Annotated in this window: 19 protein-coding genes, 1 tRNA gene and 1 pseudogene; 11 read left to right on the forward strand and 10 right to left on the reverse strand. The window is 68.6% G+C overall.

Annotation, left to right across the window (positions count from 1 at the left end; genetic code table 11):
• The 5 genes and pseudogenes from ACFWQC_RS27680 to ACFWQC_RS27700 form a co-directional block, all read right to left on the reverse strand.
• A pseudogene (locus tag ACFWQC_RS27680) lies at window positions 1-273 on the reverse strand (hypothetical protein); the annotation flags it as partial.
• 27 nt (window positions 274-300) lie between these two features.
• A complete protein-coding gene (locus ACFWQC_RS27685; RefSeq protein ID WP_378685865.1) occupies window positions 301-1,056 on the reverse strand; it encodes a hypothetical protein in 756 nt (251 codons plus the stop codon).
• A gap of 37 nt (window positions 1,057-1,093) precedes the next feature.
• Window positions 1,094-1,552 (reverse strand): nitroreductase/quinone reductase family protein, encoded by a 459-nt coding sequence (locus ACFWQC_RS27690; RefSeq protein ID WP_378685868.1) that lies wholly within the window; start codon window positions 1,550-1,552, stop codon window positions 1,094-1,096.
• Window positions 1,553-1,624: 72 nt separating this feature from the next.
• Window positions 1,625-1,698, reverse strand: a tRNA-Pro gene (locus ACFWQC_RS27695).
• 235 nt (window positions 1,699-1,933) lie between these two features.
• Entirely contained in the window at window positions 1,934-2,866 is a 933-nt protein-coding gene (locus tag ACFWQC_RS27700; RefSeq protein ID WP_378685871.1) for a metallophosphoesterase, read from the reverse strand.
• 26 nt (window positions 2,867-2,892) lie between these two features.
• On the opposite strand from ACFWQC_RS27700, the gene ACFWQC_RS27705 reads away from it, so the two are divergent.
• Entirely contained in the window at window positions 2,893-3,351 is a 459-nt protein-coding gene (locus ACFWQC_RS27705) for a GatB/YqeY domain-containing protein (protein WP_378685873.1), read from the forward strand.
• Between the two features lie 68 nt (window positions 3,352-3,419).
• Here the strand turns inward: ACFWQC_RS27705 and ACFWQC_RS27710 are convergent, their stop codons facing one another.
• Window positions 3,420-5,849, reverse strand: a complete 2,430-nt coding sequence (locus tag ACFWQC_RS27710; protein WP_378685876.1) for a transglycosylase domain-containing protein — start codon at window positions 5,847-5,849, stop codon at window positions 3,420-3,422.
• A 226-nt stretch (window positions 5,850-6,075) separates the two neighbouring features.
• On the opposite strand from ACFWQC_RS27710, the gene ACFWQC_RS27715 reads away from it, so the two are divergent.
• The gene (locus ACFWQC_RS27715; RefSeq protein WP_045548985.1) at window positions 6,076-6,351 is read left to right on the forward strand and encodes a WhiB family transcriptional regulator; all 276 of its coding nucleotides are present in this window, start codon (window positions 6,076-6,078) and stop codon (window positions 6,349-6,351) included.
• A 94-nt stretch (window positions 6,352-6,445) separates the two neighbouring features.
• On the opposite strand, the gene ACFWQC_RS27720 is transcribed toward ACFWQC_RS27715, so the two are convergent.
• From ACFWQC_RS27720 to ACFWQC_RS27730, 3 genes are read right to left on the reverse strand one after another with little or no spacing between them, the layout of a single operon-like run.
• The gene (locus ACFWQC_RS27720) at window positions 6,446-7,612 is read right to left on the reverse strand and encodes an ArsA family ATPase (RefSeq protein WP_378685879.1); all 1,167 of its coding nucleotides are present in this window, start codon (window positions 7,610-7,612) and stop codon (window positions 6,446-6,448) included.
• The gene (locus tag ACFWQC_RS27725; RefSeq protein WP_378685881.1) at window positions 7,609-8,625 is read right to left on the reverse strand and encodes an ArsA-related P-loop ATPase; all 1,017 of its coding nucleotides are present in this window, start codon (window positions 8,623-8,625) and stop codon (window positions 7,609-7,611) included. Before ACFWQC_RS27725 ends, ACFWQC_RS27720 begins: the two co-directional genes overlap by 4 nt.
• Window positions 8,626-8,652: 27 nt before the next feature.
• On the reverse strand, window positions 8,653-9,468 hold the full coding sequence (locus ACFWQC_RS27730; RefSeq protein ID WP_378685884.1) for a maleylpyruvate isomerase family mycothiol-dependent enzyme: 816 nt from the start codon (window positions 9,466-9,468) through the stop codon (window positions 8,653-8,655).
• A 92-nt stretch (window positions 9,469-9,560) separates the two neighbouring features.
• Here ACFWQC_RS27730 and ACFWQC_RS27735 point away from each other — a divergent pair, with 92 nt between their 5' ends.
• From ACFWQC_RS27735 to ACFWQC_RS27755, 5 genes are read left to right on the forward strand one after another with little or no spacing between them, the layout of a single operon-like run.
• A complete protein-coding gene (locus ACFWQC_RS27735; RefSeq protein WP_141791386.1) occupies window positions 9,561-9,716 on the forward strand; it encodes a DUF4177 domain-containing protein in 156 nt (51 codons plus the stop codon).
• Window positions 9,713-10,171 carry a RidA family protein gene (locus ACFWQC_RS27740; protein ID WP_378685887.1) on the forward strand — a complete coding sequence of 153 codons (459 nt, stop codon included), beginning with the start codon at window positions 9,713-9,715 and terminating at the stop codon, window positions 10,169-10,171. The genes ACFWQC_RS27735 and ACFWQC_RS27740 overlap by 4 nt, the downstream gene beginning before the upstream one ends.
• 49 nt (window positions 10,172-10,220) lie before the next feature.
• A complete protein-coding gene (locus ACFWQC_RS27745) occupies window positions 10,221-11,108 on the forward strand; it encodes an NUDIX hydrolase (protein ID WP_378685890.1) in 888 nt (295 codons plus the stop codon).
• Window positions 11,105-11,899: an MBL fold metallo-hydrolase gene (locus ACFWQC_RS27750; RefSeq protein ID WP_378685893.1), complete on the forward strand. Its 795-nt coding sequence runs from the start codon at window positions 11,105-11,107 to the stop codon at window positions 11,897-11,899. The genes ACFWQC_RS27745 and ACFWQC_RS27750 overlap by 4 nt, the downstream gene beginning before the upstream one ends.
• A gap of 17 nt (window positions 11,900-11,916) precedes the next feature.
• Complete coding sequence (locus tag ACFWQC_RS27755; RefSeq protein WP_378685896.1) at window positions 11,917-12,516, forward strand: YdeI family protein; 600 nt, start codon at window positions 11,917-11,919, stop codon at window positions 12,514-12,516.
• Window positions 12,517-12,537: 21 nt separating this feature from the next.
• Here ACFWQC_RS27755 and ACFWQC_RS27760 read toward each other — a convergent pair whose 3' ends face one another.
• On the reverse strand, window positions 12,538-13,215 hold the full coding sequence (locus tag ACFWQC_RS27760; protein WP_008356269.1) for a Crp/Fnr family transcriptional regulator: 678 nt from the start codon (window positions 13,213-13,215) through the stop codon (window positions 12,538-12,540).
• A 187-nt stretch (window positions 13,216-13,402) separates the two neighbouring features.
• Here ACFWQC_RS27760 and nth point away from each other — a divergent pair, with 187 nt between their 5' ends.
• From nth to ACFWQC_RS27780, 4 genes are read left to right on the forward strand one after another with little or no spacing between them, the layout of a single operon-like run.
• Window positions 13,403-14,119 (forward strand): endonuclease III, encoded by a 717-nt coding sequence (nth, locus tag ACFWQC_RS27765; RefSeq protein WP_378685898.1) that lies wholly within the window; start codon window positions 13,403-13,405, stop codon window positions 14,117-14,119.
• On the forward strand, window positions 14,119-14,760 hold the full coding sequence (locus tag ACFWQC_RS27770; protein WP_378685901.1) for a TlpA family protein disulfide reductase: 642 nt from the start codon (window positions 14,119-14,121) through the stop codon (window positions 14,758-14,760). The genes nth and ACFWQC_RS27770 overlap by 1 nt, the downstream gene beginning before the upstream one ends.
• A complete protein-coding gene (locus ACFWQC_RS27775) occupies window positions 14,757-15,452 on the forward strand; it encodes an NUDIX hydrolase (protein WP_378685904.1) in 696 nt (231 codons plus the stop codon). Before ACFWQC_RS27770 ends, ACFWQC_RS27775 begins: the two co-directional genes overlap by 4 nt.
• Entirely contained in the window at window positions 15,449-16,627 is a 1,179-nt protein-coding gene (locus ACFWQC_RS27780; protein WP_378685907.1) for a MarP family serine protease, read from the forward strand. Before ACFWQC_RS27775 ends, ACFWQC_RS27780 begins: the two co-directional genes overlap by 4 nt.
• Window positions 16,628-16,703 lie beyond the last annotated feature (76 nt).

A 16,703-nucleotide genomic window follows, 5' to 3' on the forward strand; every position in this document is an offset into this window, starting at 1 on the left:
CGTCAATCCCGTCGGCCGAGTTGGCACCACGGTGACGTCTCGGCCGACGGGATTGACGTCTCGCCGACGTAGGTGACGTCTCGCCGACGTAGGTGACGTCTCGCCCGACGTAGGTGACGTCTCGCCCGACGTAGGTGACGTCTCGCCCGACGTAGGTGACGTCTCGCCCGACGCGGGTGACGTCTCGCCCGACGCGGGTGACGTCTCGCCCGACGTAGGTGACGTCTCGCCCGACGCGGGTGACGTCTCGCCCGACGTAGGTGACGCCTCGGCCGACGTACCTGACGCTTCGGCCCGGGGTCAGTCGATGTAGTTGGTGGTGACCCAGTAGGCGAGGGCGTACGCGGCGGCGGCGAGGATCACGACGACAATCACTGCCCAGGCGTGGACGAAGAGGTCGGTGAGGAACAGCATCGAGAGTACGGCGACGAGTGCTGAGCCGAGGAAGCTGATCGTGAAGGGGGAACGGGCGCCGGCCAGGCGGAGGAGGTAGCCGCCGACGATGATCGCGAGGGCGAAGACGGCGATCAGGATGATCGCACCCTTGTCGCCGAGCGACGAGGTGCCGCGCGTCCACTGGCTCAGGGTGCCGCTGAACCAGACGGCCAGGGCCATGAACGCGCCGACGATGGCGCCGATCATGACCGCCGCGGACAAGCCCGACGGCGTGCTGAGGTTGATCCGTCGCTGGCTCGGATCCTTGGGCTGCTTGGGCGCCCTCGGTTCCTTCGCGGGCTTGGGCGGCTTCTGCGCCTTCTGGGCCTTCTGCTTCTTCGCAGGCTTCTCCGCGGGCGGCTCGGGCGCTACGACGGGTGGTGCCGTCTTCTCCAGCACCTGGGTCCTCTCAGCGGAGGCCGTCTCGACCGGTGCCTTCTCGACCGGTGCCTTCTCGACACGAGCCTTCGGGGCCTGGGTCTTCGGGGCCTGCGTCTTCTGGGGCTGAGTCTTCGAGGGCTGGGTCTTCTCGGGCTTGGCGTTCGCCGGCTTCGTGCCCCCACGCTTCTTCTTGAAACCGAACGACGGCGCGGCGAGCTTGTCGGCGGGGTCGTTGCTCATGAGGGGCAGTTTCGCATGTCGCGCGTCACATTTGAACTCAGGCGCGAGTGAGACGGACGACCGGGATCTCGCGGTCGGTCTTCTCCTCGTACGTCCCGAAGTTGGCGGCCGACTCGACGATCGCAGCCCACGCGCGGGCGCGTTCCTCGCCGTGCAGCTGCTCGGCGACCACCGGGATGGTCTCGCCGCCGAGCTCGATGGTGACCCGGTCGGGGTTGGCGGCGAGGTTGTAGTACCACGCCGGGTTCTTCGCCGCCCCGCCGGCGGAGGCGACGACCAGCCAGGTGCCGTCGTCCCCCGGGAACCAGGCCAGCGGCGACGAGCGGGGCTCGCCGCTCTTCTTGCCGATCGTGGTGAGCACGAGCAGCCGCATCCCGGCCGTCGTGGTGTTGCTCTTGCGGGCGCGGCGCATCATCAGCTTGTTGCCGAGCTTGAGGAGGAGGTTGGCCGAGGGCTGCCTGGCGCCGCGGGTGCCGTTGCGCGTGTCGAAGCTCATGGCGTCGACCCTACTGCCTCGAAAACGGGCTCAGGCTCGGAGATCTTGTGATCTCCGAGCCTGAGCTCTATGTCGGGTTGACAGGATTTGAACCTGCGGCCCCCTCGTCCCGAACGAGGTGCGCTACCAAGCTGCGCTACAACCCGAATGCTGCACCGAACAAACGGTCCAACGAGGAATGAGCATAGCCCAGAGACTTCCCCGATCCGTAATCGGGCCGAAGAGGTCGGGCGAGCAGGGGCAGCCTGCTGCGCGGCGCCCCAGCACGCACCCGGCTGCGTTGTCGTCGGTCGACGGCCAACCCCGGGCCGCCTCCCTCCTCCGCCTTGCCGGGCACGCACTGGAACGATGCTCGCGACGGCAGCCCTGCTCGCCCGACCTCTACCGACGAGACGCCCCGCGCGGGGTGAGCGTCAGGAGGGTCGCCTCGGGGCGGCAGGCGATGCGGATCCGGGTGTAGGGCGAGGTGCCGAGGCCGGCCGATACGTGCAGCCACGCTTGCCGTCCGCCGTGGGTGTGCGTGTGCAGGCCGCGTACCCGGGCGGGGTCGAGATCGCAGTTGGTGGCCAGAGCTCGCCCGCCCGGCAGGCAGATCTGGCCGCCGTGGGTGTGACCGGCCAGGATCGCGTCGTAGCCGTCCGCGGTGAACTGGTCCAGGACCCGCAGATAGGGAGCGTGCGCGACCCCGAGGCGTACGTCCGCGGACGGGTCCGCGGGGCCGGCGACCGCGGACAGGTCGTCGAGGCGGAGGTGGGGGTCGTCGACCCCCGCGAAGGCGAGCTCGATGCCCTTGACGGTCAACGACGAGCGCGTGTTGGTGAGGTCCAGCCAGCCGGCCTTGGTGAAGGACGCGGACAGGTCACGCCAGGGCAGCTGGGGCACGTTCGTCTGCCGCTTGCCGTTGTCGGGCAGCAGGTAGCCGATCGGGTTGCGCAGCCGCGGCTCGTAGTAGTCGTTGGAACCGTGCACGAAGACGCCAGGTACGTCGAGCAGCGTGCCGAGAGCGTTGACGATCGACGGCACCGCCCGCTGATGGGCCAGGTTGTCACCGGTGTCGACGACCAGGTCCGGCTTCAGCGACGCCAGCGACGCGATCCAGTCGAGCTTCTTGTGCTGCGACGGGACCACATGCATGTCGGAGAGATGTAGCACCCGCAGCGGGTCCGCGCCCTCGGGGAGCACCGGCAGTCCGACGTGGCGCAGCGTGTACTGACGGGCCTCCCACAAGGCGTACGCCGTCATGGCCGCGCCGGTGGCGAGCCCGGTGCCGAGGGCTGTGCCGACCACCGGGCCGATTACTGAGGCGAGCCGCATGGCTCAACCCTGCCACAATGGGTTCCATGAGCACTCTGAAGGACCAGCTGAGGACCGACCTGACCTCCGCGATGAAGGCCCGTGACAAGGAGCGCGCCGGGACGCTGCGCATGGTCATGGCCTCGATCACCGAGGCCGAGGTCGCCGGCAAGGAGGCCAAGGAGCTCACCGACGACGAGATCATCACGATCCTCACCCGCGAGGCCAAGAAGCGCCGCGAGGCGGCCACGGCCTTCGCCGACGGCGGTCGCGCCGAGCAGGCCGAGAAGGAGACCGCGGAGGCCGCGGTGATCACCGAGTACCTGCCCGCTCAGCTGAGCGCCGAGGAGATCTCCGACCTGGTCAGCAAGGCCATCGCCGAGACCGGCGCCGCCGATCTCGGCATGAAGGGGATGGGCAAGGTGATGGGCGTCCTGACCCCGCAGACCAAGGGTCGTGCCGACGGCGGCGCGGTGGCCGCCGAAGTGCGCAAGCAGCTCGCCTGACGGCGATCCGAGAACGACTGTGGCCCCACCGGATTCGGTGGGGCCACAGTCGTTTGGTGTTCTCGGTGTCAGCCGGTCGGCCATTCCCAACCGAAGTCGGGCTCTTCTTCGACCGCGGCCGGCTTCTCGTCGTCACCGCGGCCGGGCTTCTTCTCAGGCTGCTTCTTCTTGGGCTTGGGATCGGGCTTCGGCTCCGGGCCCAGGGAGGTGTAGATCGTGACCGGCGACCCTTCGGCGGCCTCGCCGGACGGAGTGGTGAAGGCGACCAGGCCGGGGTCGTACTCGGAGTGGGCCTCAGGGCCGACCTGGACCTGGAAGCCTGCGCTTCGCAGGACCTTCGTGGCCTTCTCGACCGTCATTCCGCCGGTCCAGGGGACATCGACCGTATTGCCCGCGATCACCTTCGGGTCGACTTCGTGGAAGTCCTGGTACTTGAGGTACTTGTCGATGACCTTCATCGCATCGCCCCACATCGGCGCGGCGACGGCTGAGCCGGAAGCCTCTCCGATGTAGGACCCACCGACGTACTGCCCGTTGAGAGTCTTCCAGGTGCCGTCGTAGTTGGCGCCGGCGACCATCGCGGCAGTGGCCAGCTTCGGTGTGTATCCCATGAACCAGACGGCCATGTTGCCGTTGATGGTGCCGGTCTTGCCGGCAGCTGGCACCGAGAGTGCCTGGTTACTTGCGAAGCCGCCTTCGATGAGACCTCGAAGGATGTCGTTGACAGCATCGGCAGTGCCCTCGGCCATGACCTGCTTGCAGGTCGGCTTGTAGGTCTTGATCACCTTCTCGTTGGCATCAAGAATCTCGTTCACCGGGACCGAGTCGCAGTGTTTGCCGCGAGCGCCGAAGGTTGCGTACGCCTCCGCCATCTCGAGCGGGCTCACGCTGGTGACGCCGAGGGCGAAGGACGGCACTCGCTCACCGTTGGTGCAGCCGGTCTGGGCGGACTTGCAGGCAGCTCCTGTCTCCTTGTCGCGCCCGAACGGAGCGTCGAGCTGAACGCCCATCTTCTGGGCCATCTTGTAGGGGGCACAGAATCCAGTGATCTGAGTGAGCTGTGCGTAGAAGGTGTTCACGGACTCTCGCGTGCCGGTGTAGGCGTCCTTCATCCCTGAGGTGGTCGAATTGCTGACGGGCCAGGGGCCGTTGAACTTGCCGTCGCCAGGGCAAGGGGCGAACGATGACTGGTCGAGGGTCAGCTTCTCAGGCGAGTTGATCTGCTGCTTGAGCGGAAAGCCCTGCTCGATCGCAGCAGTCAGAACGAACGGTTTGAACGTCGACCCGGCTTGGAACCCGGCAGAGTCACCGTACTGAGTGGGGACCATGTAGTTGAGGTAGGACTGACCCTTCTTCCGCTTGTCGCCCATCGGTCGGGATTGGGCGAGTCCACGCACCCTGCCAGTGCCGGGCTCGACCATGGCAAGCGCGCCGATCGCGTCGTCAGTGGAGTCGACGTGGTCTTCGACGGATGCCTGAGCAGCGTCCTGGAAGCGCTGGTCCAAGGTGGTCTTGATGGTCAGACCGCTGGACCTGATGAGTGCTAGCCGGTCGGCCTCCGTCTCGCCGAAGGAGGGGTCCTTGAGGAGCCAGTTGAGCACGTAGTCGCAGAAGAACTCCGCGGAGGATCCGAGGCAGCCGTTGCGCTGCTTCTGGACGTTCAGGCCGAGGCTGGCGTCCTTCAGCTTCTCCGCCTCGGGGCGGGAGACGACCTTGAGCGCGGCCATCCGGTCGACGACGACGTTGCGGCGGGCGATGGTGGCGTCGGGGTAGTTGGTCGGGTCGTACCCGGTCGGGTTCTTCACCATCCCGGCCAGCATCGCCGACTGCTGCCAGTTGAGCTCGGAGGCGTTGACGTTGAAGTAGTGCTTGGCGGCCGCCTGGACGCCGTAGGCGCCGTCGCCGAAGTAGGCCGCGTTGAGGTAGCGCTCGAGGATCCAGTCCTTGGAGTGCTTCTCCTCCAGCGCGATCGCGTAGCGCAGCTCGCGGATCTTGCGGGCGGTCGACTTCTCGATCGCCGCCTTGCGCTCGGCCTCGGTCTTCGCGGAGTAGACCAGCGTCGTCTTCACCAGCTGCTGGGTGATCGAGGAACCACCCTGCACCGAGTCGCTCGCCTGGTTGGTGACCAGCGCGCGCAACGTGCCCTTGAGGTCCATCGCGCCGTGCTGGTAGAAGCGGTAGTCCTCGATCGCCAGGAGCGCCTTCGACATGTTGGGCGAGATCTGGTCGAGAGGGCGGTAGACGCGGTTCTGGTCGTAGAGCGTCGTGATCAGGTTGCCCTTGCGGTCGACGATCTTGGTCGTCTGGGACATGTCGTCGACCTCGAAGGCCTGCGGCAGCGAGTCCATCTTCTCGGCGGTCTCCTTGGCCGCGATCCCAGCCACACCGGCGAAGGGAATGGCGAGACCCGCGGCGACCACGCCGAGGACGGCTGCGACCCCGCACATGACGGCGAGATGCTTGAGCACGGTCTGCGGGCGCAGCGACGGCGAAGACATGCTGGTCATCGTAAGTGATCGCGGCTAATAGCACATGATTCGTAATCGGAGCCGGACAGGGAGCCAGAAACGGGTCCTAGGACCCCTTCTAGTCATTTCGAACTACGTACTTTGGGTCAGAAGGGTGTGTCACTCGACCGGGTCGAGTCCTTAACCTTTAGTCCGCACGGGCGCCACGTCATCAATATGGGGAGGGCGAAGCGCTCCGATGAAGGGATGGCACACCATGTGGGTTGATGAATGGTCGCTACAGGCCGCTTGTCGTGAGAACGAGCCCGACGAGCTCTTCGTACGTGGAGCCGAGCAGAACAAGGCCAAGATGGTCTGCTCCGGCTGCGTAGTCCGCACCGAATGCTTGGCCGAGGCGCTCGACAACCAGATCGAGTGGGGTGTCTGGGGCGGCATGACCGAGCGCGAGCGTCGGGCGCTGCTCCGCCGCAGCCCGAACGCCTCCTGGCGCGCCGTCCTCGAGGCCGCGCGCACCCGTGCCTCTGTGGAGTGACCACTCGTCCCCTACTCGAGTGGGTCGCTGAAGATCTTGGTCTGAGCCAGGACGTATGTTTCGTACGTCCTGGCTCGACGCCGTTTCCAGGTGCTCAGCCCCGGGCCAGCAGCCGGCCGATCTCGCGGAGCCCGTCGAGATCGTGTACGTCTCCGGGCAGCGCCGGCACGACGGCGGTCGGCACCTGCGGGTGGGCGACCGCGAAGCGCTCGCGCAGCTGGCTCTGGCGTTCGACCAGGAGTGCGCGGTCGGCGTGGAGCCGCAGCAGTCCGGCGGTGAGCGGCGCGTCGGGGAGGCGCTCCGAGGCGGCCCCGGCCGCGGCTGCGGTGAGCGATGCGTCGTCAGGCAGGGTCGCCCGGTTGACGACCAGGCCCTGGAGCGGCATCCGGTCGCCGGAGAGCCGCTCGACGAAGTAGGCGGCCTCCCGGAGCGCGTCGGGCTCGGGGGCAGCGATCACGAGGAAAGCGGTCTCGTCGGCCTGAAGCAGTGCGTACGTCTCCTGGGCCCGTTGCCGGAACCCACCGAAGACGGTGTCGAGCGCGGTCACGAAGGTCTGCAGGTCGGTGAGCATCTGCCCGCCGAGGACCTTCTTGAGCGCGTTGGTGACGATGTTGATCCCGGCCGACATCAGCCTGACCGGGCCCTTCGCCGGGGCCAGCATCAGGCGCAGGAAGCGCCCGTCGAGGAAGCTGGAGAGGCGCTCAGGTGCGTCGAGGAAGTCGAGGGCGCTGCGGCTCGGGGGCGTGTCGACGATGATCAGGTCGTAGTCGCCGTTGCCGCCGTTGTGGGCGAAGGCGTCGCGGTAGATCTGGCCGAGCTTCTCCATCGCCATGTATTCCTGCGTGCCCGCGAAGCTCGAGCTCAGCGCGATGTAGAACTGGTTGCTGAGGATCTGCTGCGCCTTCTCGGGGCTGGCCTGCGACTCGACCACCTCGTCGAAGGTGCGCTTCATGTCGAGCATCATCGCGTCGAGCCGGCCCGGGCCGATTCCGGGAACGGGGCGGGGCGTGTTGTCGAGCCGCTCGATGCCCATCGACTGGGCGAGGCGTCGCGCCGGATCGATCGTCAGCACCACGACCTTGCGTCCGCGCTCGGCCGCTCTGAGCGCGAGCGCGGCCGACGTCGTCGTCTTGCCCACGCCGCCGCTGCCGCAGCAGACGATGATGTGGGTGTCGCGGTCGTCGAGCAGCCGGTCCACCTCGAGGGCGTGGGTGTGGTCGGCGTGGGCGGCCAGCGGGCCGACACGTGGATGCGACGTCATGCCAGCCCCTGGTCCTTGAGCTCGGCGGCCAGCTCGTAGAGCCCGCCGATGTCGATCCCGCCGGCGATCCGGTTGAGCTCGTAGGTCGGGACGCCGAGGTCGGCGACGAGGCCGCGCTGGGCGTCCTCGAGGGCTCGGCGCTCGGCGTACTCCTTGGCCTCGACGGCGAGGGCGGAGATGAGGGCGGGGTCGGGTTCGACGCCGGCGCGCTTGAGGTCTTCCGCGATCAGCTCGTCGTCGAGGGTGCCGGCGAGCGCGGGGTCGAGGGCAGTGTCGGGCAGGTCGCGGGGACGCACCTGGTTGACGATGACGCCGCCGACGGGGAGCCCGGCGGCGCGCAGCTCGCTGATGCCGTCGGCGGTCTCCTGGACCGGCATCTCCTCCAGCAGCGTGACCAGATGGACCGCGGTGCGCCGGGAGCGGAACAGGGTCATCATCGTGTCGGCCTGGTTCTTGATCGGGCCGACCTTGGCCAGGCCCGCGACGGACTCGGACACGTTGAGGAAGCTCGTGATCCGGCCGGTCGGGGGAGCGTCCAGCACGACTGCGTCGTAGGTCCGGGCGCCCTTGTTGCGACTGTTGCGCTGGACGGCCTCGAAGAGCTTGCCGGTGAGCAGGACGTCCCTGACCCCGGGCGCGATCGTGGTCGCGAACTCGATCACGCCGAAGCGGTCGAGGGCGCGGCCGGCCGGGCCGAGCTTGTAGTACATCTTGAGGTACTCAAGGAGGGCTTCCTCCGGGGCGATGTGCAGGGCGTAGACGTTGCCCGGCTCGGCGTCGGCCCCGGATCGCGCCCGCAGCCGCAGACCGGTTGCGATGCGGGTCTCGGCGTAGGGCAGCGGGTCGACGTCGAACATCCGCGCCACGCCCTGGCGGCCCTCGACCTCACACAGCAGGACGTTCTGCCCGTGGGAGGCCAGCCCGAGCGCCAGGGCCGCAGCCACCGTCGACTTGCCCGTGCCGCCCTTGCCGGTCACCACATGCAGCTGCACGTGGGGCCAGTCAGAACTCATGGAAGTGACTTTAACGGGGTCGCGCGATCAGGGGGTGATGTTGAGGTTCTCGACGATCTTGGTGCCGATGGCGGTGTCACCGCTGATCTCGACCTTGGCGGGGTCGCCGGAGGCGCGGCCGCCGGTGAGGAGGACGTACGTCTCCCGGTCCGTGGAGAGCGTGACGGTGGGCGCGGTGACCGGGTCGGCCACCGGGACTCCCTTGCCCTCCTTGGTGACGGTGAAGGCGTAGGGCGCGTGGCCCTCGACCTCGACGACCACGGAGGTGCCGGGGGCGCAGGCGGCCTTCTTGGCGAGCACGAACCCGACACCTTCGAGGAGGTAGTCGGCGGTGTGGAGGGCGCCGGGGCTGTCGAGGTTTCCCGGGCGGCCGGTGGCGCGGCGGATGTCCTGCTCGTGCAGCCAGAGGTCGAGCGGCCGGTTGCGGAGCAGCTTGCCGGTCGTCCACCCGAGCGCACCGAAGATGCCGGACGCCGGCGCCGCGGGGTCCTCGGGCGGAGAGGCGAGCAGCTCGTCGTGACGGACGGCGGTGTAGCGGCGGATCTCGTCGATGATGCTCGACGGCGCGGCGTCGCGTCGGGTGATCACGCCGATCTCGGTGAACTGACCCATCGGCGACTTGATGTGGGTGGACTCGGGCACGGAGGCGTCCTCGCGGGGTGCGCCGGCGGTGAGGCCCTCGAGGTGAGCGACATGGGAGGCGATGGCGCGTACGTCCCAGCCGGGGAGGTCGGTCGGCTGGTCCCAGTCGGTCTCGGAGAGCTCCTCCAGGAGTGTGAGGAGGTCCTGGACGGAGGACCACCAGGCGTCGACGTACGTCTTCAGCTGCTCTGCGGAAGTCACGGACCTGACCATAGTGGGCCGGGACCTCAGTTGGAAGGTCAAACCATCTCGCCGGGAGACCCGTCCGCCGGCCCGCGAAGTAGGGTGCCGATATGACCAAGTGGGAGTACCAGGTAGCGCCGATCCTCAACCACGCTGCGGCGCAGATTCTCAACAACTTCGGTGCCGACGGGTGGGAGCTCGTCTCCATCCTCGACAACGGCACCGGCAACTACGTCGGCTTCTTCAAGCGGGCGGTCTCCGAGTGAGCGGCCCCGAGGAGGTCCTCGCGGAGCTCGGGCTGAGCGTGCCGGACGTCGTGCCGCCGGTGGCGGCCTACATTCCGGCGCTTCGCACCGGCGACTACATCTTCACCTCCGGGCAGTTGCCGATGAAGGACGGCGCGCTGCTGTCCACCGGCAAGCTCGGTGGCGAGGTCTCGCCCGAGGAGGGCGTGGCGGCCGCTCAGCAGTGCGCGCTCAACGCGCTCGCCGCGGTGAAGGCCGAGATCGGCGATCTGTCGCTGGTCAAGCGGGTCGTCAAGGTGACCTGCTTCGTCGCCTCCACCCCTGACTTCACCAGCCAGCCGGGCATCGCCAACGGTGCTTCCGAGCTGCTCGGCAAGGTCTTCGGTGACGCCGGACGCCACACCCGTTCCGCCGTCGGCGTGTCCGTCCTGCCGCTCGACGCCCCCGTCGAGGTGGAGATCATCGTCGAGATCTGAGTCTGGGATGGGGGAGGGCGCAGGTGTGACCGTCGCTACAGTGACGAGCGTGCGAATCCCGATCCCCCCTGTCCGGCTTGGTGACGACATCGTGGCTTTGGCCGGGGAGTACGCCGATGGCGTACACACCCCGGTCGAGCCGCGCGACGCGGCGACGGTGCTGCTGCTGCGGCCGGGTTCCGACGCCGGATCCTCTTCCGGCCCAGAGGTCTACCTGCTCCGTCGGCAGCTGACGATGGGTTTCGCCGCCGGGATGGCTGTCTTTCCCGGCGGCGGCGTGGACGTACGCGACGCCGAGCTGCCCGACTCCTGCTGGGCCGGGCCGTCCGCCGGTGAGTGGGCGCGGCGGCTCGGGGTCGACGAGTCCCGCGCGCGGGCGCTGGTCGCCGCGGCGGTGCGGGAGACGTTCGAGGAGTCCGGGGTGCTGCTCGCGGGAGCCTCGGGCGATTCCGTCGTCGACGACGTCTCGGGCGACGACTGGGAGGCCGACCGGGCCGCCCTGGAGTCACGCTCGTTGTCGTTGACCGAGCTGCTGACCAGGCGCGGGCTGGTGCTGCGTACGGACCTGCTCGGGCCATGGGCGGCCTGGACGACGCCCGTCTTCGAGCCGAAGCGCTTCGCGACCTGGTTCTTCGTGGCGCGCCTCCCCGAGGGGCAGGTGACGCGCGACGTGTCCAGCGAGTCGTCCTCGGTGCTCTGGCTGAGCACCGCCGAGGCGGTCGCCCAGGTCGAGGCCGGCGAGCTGGCGATGATGCCGCCGACCTACCTCAACTGTCTCGAGGTCACCTCGATCGGGTCGGAGGACGAGGTCCTCGCCGTCGCCGCGGAGCGCGTGCTGACGATGTTCACGCCCGCCGTGACCGAGGTCGACGGCGGCCACATCCTGTCGATGATGCCTCTGCACACCACTCTCGTCGCCGGAAGGAAGCGCTCATGAACGAGTCCTGGTCAGGCGGGGTCTTCGGCGAGCGCGGGCAGTGCATCCTCGCGCCCAACCCGGGGATCATGTCCCTCGACGGCACCAACACCTGGGTGCTGCGTGAGCCCGGCGCGCGCCGGTCGGTCGTGATCGACCCGGGGCCTCTCGACGAGGGGCATCTCGATGCCGTCGCGGAGGCCGCAGGTGAGGTGGCGACCGTGCTGCTGACCCACCATCACTACGACCACTCCGAGGCGGCACGGGCCTTCGCGGAGCGGGTCGGGGCCGGCGTACGCGCTCTTGATCCTGAATACCGGCTCGGGACCGAGGGCCTCGGCGACGGTGACGTCATCGAGGTCGACGGCCTGGAGATCCGCGTCGTCGGAACTCCCGGCCACACCTCGGACTCGCTGTCATTCTGGCTGCCCGCCGACGGCGCCGTCCTGACCGGCGACACGGTCCTCGGGCGGGGAACCACGGTCGTCGCCCACCCCGACGGAGAGCTGGGGGCCTATCTGGACTCGCTCGACCGTCTCCACGCGCTCGCCTCCGAGCATGGTGTCGGCAACGTCTGGCCCGGCCACGGCCCGGTCATCGGGAACGCCCTCGGCGCGCTGGACTACTACATCGCTCACCGCCGCGAACGCCTCGGACAGGTCACGGACGCTGTGGCCGGGCTCGGCGTCACTCCGGCCGACGCTGATCCGAGAGCGATCGTCGAGATCGTGTACGCCGACGTCGACCAGGTCCTCTGGGGCGCCGCCGAGCTCTCGGTGCGAGCGCAATTGGCTTACCTCGCCGAGCGCTGAGGCCTACTGTTCGGCTCATGGCGATCCTGTCCGGAGCCGAGCTCCTGCTTCCCGATCCGCCCGCGTGGCGGGCCTGGCTGGAGGAGCACCATGCCGACACTTCCGCGGTCTGGCTGGTGCTGACCAAGAAGGGCGGCACGCTGACCACGCTGACCTGGCAGACCGCGCTTGACGAAGCGCTCTGCTTCGGCTGGATCGACGGCCAGGCCCGTCGGCGCGACGAGCAGTCGTCGTTCCAGCGGTTCACCCCGCGCGGACCGAAGAGCCGCTGGTCCCTGAGGAACGTCGAGCACATCGACCGTCTCGAGCGCGAGGGCCGGATGACCGCCGCCGGGCGGGCCGCTGTGGAGGCGGCGAAGGCGGATGGGCGGTGGGAGGCGGCGTACGCCGGTCCGGCCACCGCCGAGACCCCGCCAGACCTCCTCGCCGCGATCGCCGCGGTGCCCGAGGCACAGGCGATGTACGACGTCCTCACCTCACAGAACCGCTACGCCCTCTATCACCGCATCACCTCGCTGAAGACCGAGGCCGCGCGGGCGCGCAGGATCGAGGAGTACGTCGCGATGCTCGCCCGTCACGAGACGCTCCATCCTCAGAAGCGCCGGCCTGAGCGCTGAGTACGAATCTGGACGCCCAGATCAGCGGGCGCGGCGGGCCATGCGCTCAATGTCCATGATCACGACCGAACGGGGCTCGAGGCGGAGCCAGCCGCGGCTGGCGAAGTCGGCCAGGGCCTTGTTGACCGTCTCGCGGGAGGCGCCGACGAGCTGGGCGAGCTCCTCCTGGGTGAGGTCGTGGTGGACGTGGACGCCGTCGTCGGCGGTGCGACCGAAGCGGTCGGCGAGGTCGAGCAGGGCCTTCGCGACACGGCCGGGGACGTCGGAGAAGACGAGGTCGGCGACGACGTCGTTGGCCTTGCGGAGGCGGCCGGCCAGCTGGGCGAGCAGGCCGCGGGCGACGACCGGGCGGCCCTCGAGCCACTTCAGGAGGTCCTCGTGCGACAGGCTCGCGAAGGCGGAGTCGGTGACCGCGGTGACGGTGGCCGAGCGGGGGCCGGGGTCGAAGAGCGAGAGCTCACCGAACATCTGGCCCGGGCCCATGATGGCGAGCAGGTTCTCGCGGCCGTCGGACGAGGTGCGGCCGAGCTTCACCTTGCCGTCGATCACGACGTACAGCTTGTCGCCGGAGTCGCCCTCGTGAAAGAGCACCTCTCCGCGGCGGAGTTTCGACTCTGCCATCGAGGCGTGCAGGGCCGTCATCGACTCGTCGTCGAGTGCGCTGAAGAGCGGTGCCTGACGGAGTACGTCGTTGTCCATTGCGGCCATTCCTCCTGGATTTTCCCCACATCCGCGGGTATTACACCGGGAATCCTATCTGTGGAACGTCTCACAAGTGCACATCACCCACCGATAAGGGCAGAAAGTGCATGTGTTGAGCGGTGTTTGTGGTAGCCGCCCTCCGGGCCGGATCGGGATTGTCGGTGCGGCCGCGTAGCCTTGCTGCGTGCCTGCCCAGAAGTTTGCGACTGAGACGCGCCTGGGTCTGGTGCGTCGTGCCCGTCGGATCGACCGCGTCCTCGGTGAGACCTACCCGGATGCCAAGGCCGAGCTCGACTTCACCAATCCGTTCGAGTGCCTGGTCGTGACCGTGCTGAGCGCGCAGACCACGGACAAGCGGGTCAACCTGGCCTCGCCGGCCCTCTTTGCGGCGTACCCGTCCGCGAAGGAGATGGCGGCGGCGCCACGGGAGCACCTGGAGCAGCTCGTCGGGCCGCTCGGCTTCTTCCGTGCCAAGACCGAGGCACTGCTGAAGCTGAGCGCCGTGCTGGTGGAGGAGTACGACGGCGAGGTGCCCGACCGTCTGGAGCAGCTGGTGAAGCTGCCCGGTGTCGGGCGAAAGACCGCCAATGTGGTGCTCGGCAACGCCTTCGGCAAGCCGGGGATCACCGTCGACACGCACTTCGGGCGGCTCTCGCGGCGCTTCGGTTGGACGACCGAGAAGGACCCGGTCAAGGTCGAGCACGAGGTCGGCGCGCTCTTCGAGAAGCGGGACTGGACGATGCTGTCCCACCACGTCATCTGGCACGGGCGGCGGATCTGTCACGCGCAGAAGCCCGCGTGCGGCGCCTGTCCGGTGTCGCAGCTGTGCCCTGCGTACGGCGAAGGGCCGACCGACCCTGTCGCCGCGGCCAAGCTGGTCCGCACGGAGGGCCGCAACTGATGGTTCGTGCCCTGGGGAGACGATCCCGGGTCGCGTCGGCAGCCGCCCTGCTGCTGGCCGTCCTGGCCGGTTGCGGCAACTCCTCGAGCGGGGGCGGGCAGTCCGGCGCGCCACTGGCCGACGAGCCGTCCTCCAAGGTCAACGTCGCCACCGCGGAGATGGTGGCGGCCAAGAGGGCGTCGAAGGTGGAGGCCTGTGAGGAAGGCCCCGCGAGCGACGGTGGACTGCCGTCGATCGTGCTGCCTTGCCTCGGCGGGGGCGAGTTCGCCGACCTCGCCTCGTTCGAGGGGCCGATGGTGATCAACCTCTTCCAGGGCTTCTGCGCGCCCTGCAAGGAGGAGATGCCCGCGCTGCAGAGCTTCTACGAGACCTACGGCGACGAGGTGCCGGTGATCGGCATCGACGTCATGGACACCGTCCCAGGAGTCGCGCTCGAGGAGGCGATCTCGCGAGGGGTGACCTTCCCGATGTACGCCGATCCAGGCGGTGAGCTGCAGGGCGGGCCGCTCACAGCGCGGGCGGTGCCGGCGACGTACGTCCTGTCCTCCTCCGGCGAGGTCGAGCTGCTGCAGATGGGTGGCATGACCAGTGCGGCCCAGGTGAAGGAGCTCGTCGAGAAGAAGCTGGGGATCGAGCTGTGAGCGAGCGCCAGGCGGCCAACGGGACGCGGCCGGAGTGGTTCGACGAGATCGTCGAGGCGGCGCGGCAGATCCAGGGCGAGGACATCTCACAGTTCCTGCCGCCGGCCGACGGCAGCGCCCGCGAGTCAGCCGTACTGTTGCTCTTCGGCGAAGGGCCCTCGGGTCCCGATCTGCTGCTGACCGAGCGTTCGCACACGATGCGGTCGCATCCGGGCCAGGTCTCGTTCCCCGGCGGCCGGCTCGATCCGGGGGAGACCGCCGAGGAGGCAGCGCTGCGGGAGGCCTGGGAGGAGACCGGGCTCGACCCGGCCGGGGTCGACGTGGTCGGCCGCCTTCCGGCGCTGTGGATCCCGTTCTCCAATCACGCGGTGGTGCCGATCATCGGGTGGTGGCGGGAGCCGTCTCCGGTCACCACGCGCTCGGTCGAAGAGGTGCACGCCGTCTACCGGGTGCCGTTGTCCGATCTCATCGACCCGGCTCACCGGATCCAGGTCGGCGCACCGGGCCGTAGTGGATGGCTGATGCCCGCGTTCTTGATCGGACCGGAGAAGGATGTCATCCTCTGGGGCTTCACAGGTGGAATCATCAGCCGTTTCTTCACCTATCTCGGGTGGATCACGGAGATTCCGGACGCCCCGATCAAGGAGTTGCCCGAATACATGTTCCAGGGACGCGAACGGAATCAGCCGTGAACTTTCTTGACTGGATCCTGATCATCCTCGTCGCGGCCTACGCGCTCTCGGGCTATTGGCAGGGCTTCATCACCGGCGCCTTCGCGACCGGCGGACTGCTGCTCGGTGGCTTCATCGGCATCTGGTTGGCACCGAAGGTGCTCGGTAGCGCGGCTCCGTCGTTGTGGGTCTCGCTCGGCGCTCTGTTCGTCGTGATCGCGTGTGCGTCCATCGGGCAGGCGGTGCTGCAATACGGCGGCGTACGCGTGCGGGACGAGATCACCTGGCAGCCGGCCCGGATCGTCGATGCGCTCGGTGGATCGCTGCTCAGCGCGGCGGCCGTGCTGGTCGTCGCCTGGGCTCTCGGGGTCGCGGTCTCGGGGGCACAGATCAACGGGCTCACGCCCGCGGTGCGTGGCTCGGCGATCCTGGCCAAGGTCGACTCGATCATGCCGTCGCCTGCCGACCGCGCTCTGAGCGCGTTCAACGACGTTGTCGGCACCTCGTTCTTCCCGCGCTATCTGGAGCCGTTCGCCAGCGAGCGGATCGTCGAGGTCGGACCCGGTCCGCGGCGGATGCTCACCGACCCCGATGTCGTACGCGCCGGCGAGTCCGTCCTCAAGATCCGCGGTGCCAATGAGTGCGGCAAGGGTGTCGAGGGCACCGGATTCGTCATCGGCCGCGGCTACCTGATGACCAACGCCCACGTCGTCGCCGGCGTCGATGACCCCAACGTCATCGTCGGTGACGGCGCCAACGACGCCAAGGTCGTCCACTACGACCCCGAGATCGACATTGCGGTCCTGAAGTTCGAGGGTGGCGGAAACCTCGAGCGCCTCGAGTTCGATCGCACCGCCGGCGCCGAGGACCCGATCGCCGTCCTGGGCTATCCGCAGGACGGCCCCTTCGACGTACAGCCCGGTCGTATCCGTGCCGAGCAGCGTCTCCGCTCGCCCGACATCTACGGCGTCGGCACCGTCATCCGAGACGTCTACTCCGTACGCAGCCTCATCCGCCCCGGCAACTCCGGAGGCCCCATCGTCGACTCCGAGGGTGACGTCGTCGGCGTCGTCTTCGCCGCCTCGGTCACCGACTCCGAGACCGGCTACGCCCTCACCACCGACCAGGTCATCGAGATCGCCCGCGAGGCTCGCTCCCAGACCGCTGCCGTCGACACCGGAGCCTGCGCCGGCTGACCCCCTCGCCGAGACGTCAGCTAGGTCGGCCGAGACGTCACTCCCGTCGGCCGAGTTGGCAACGCGTTGCCAACTC

This window comes from Nocardioides sp. NPDC058538 (assembly GCF_042719275.1).
Taxonomy (GTDB): Bacteria; Actinomycetota; Actinomycetes; order Propionibacteriales; family Nocardioidaceae; genus Nocardioides.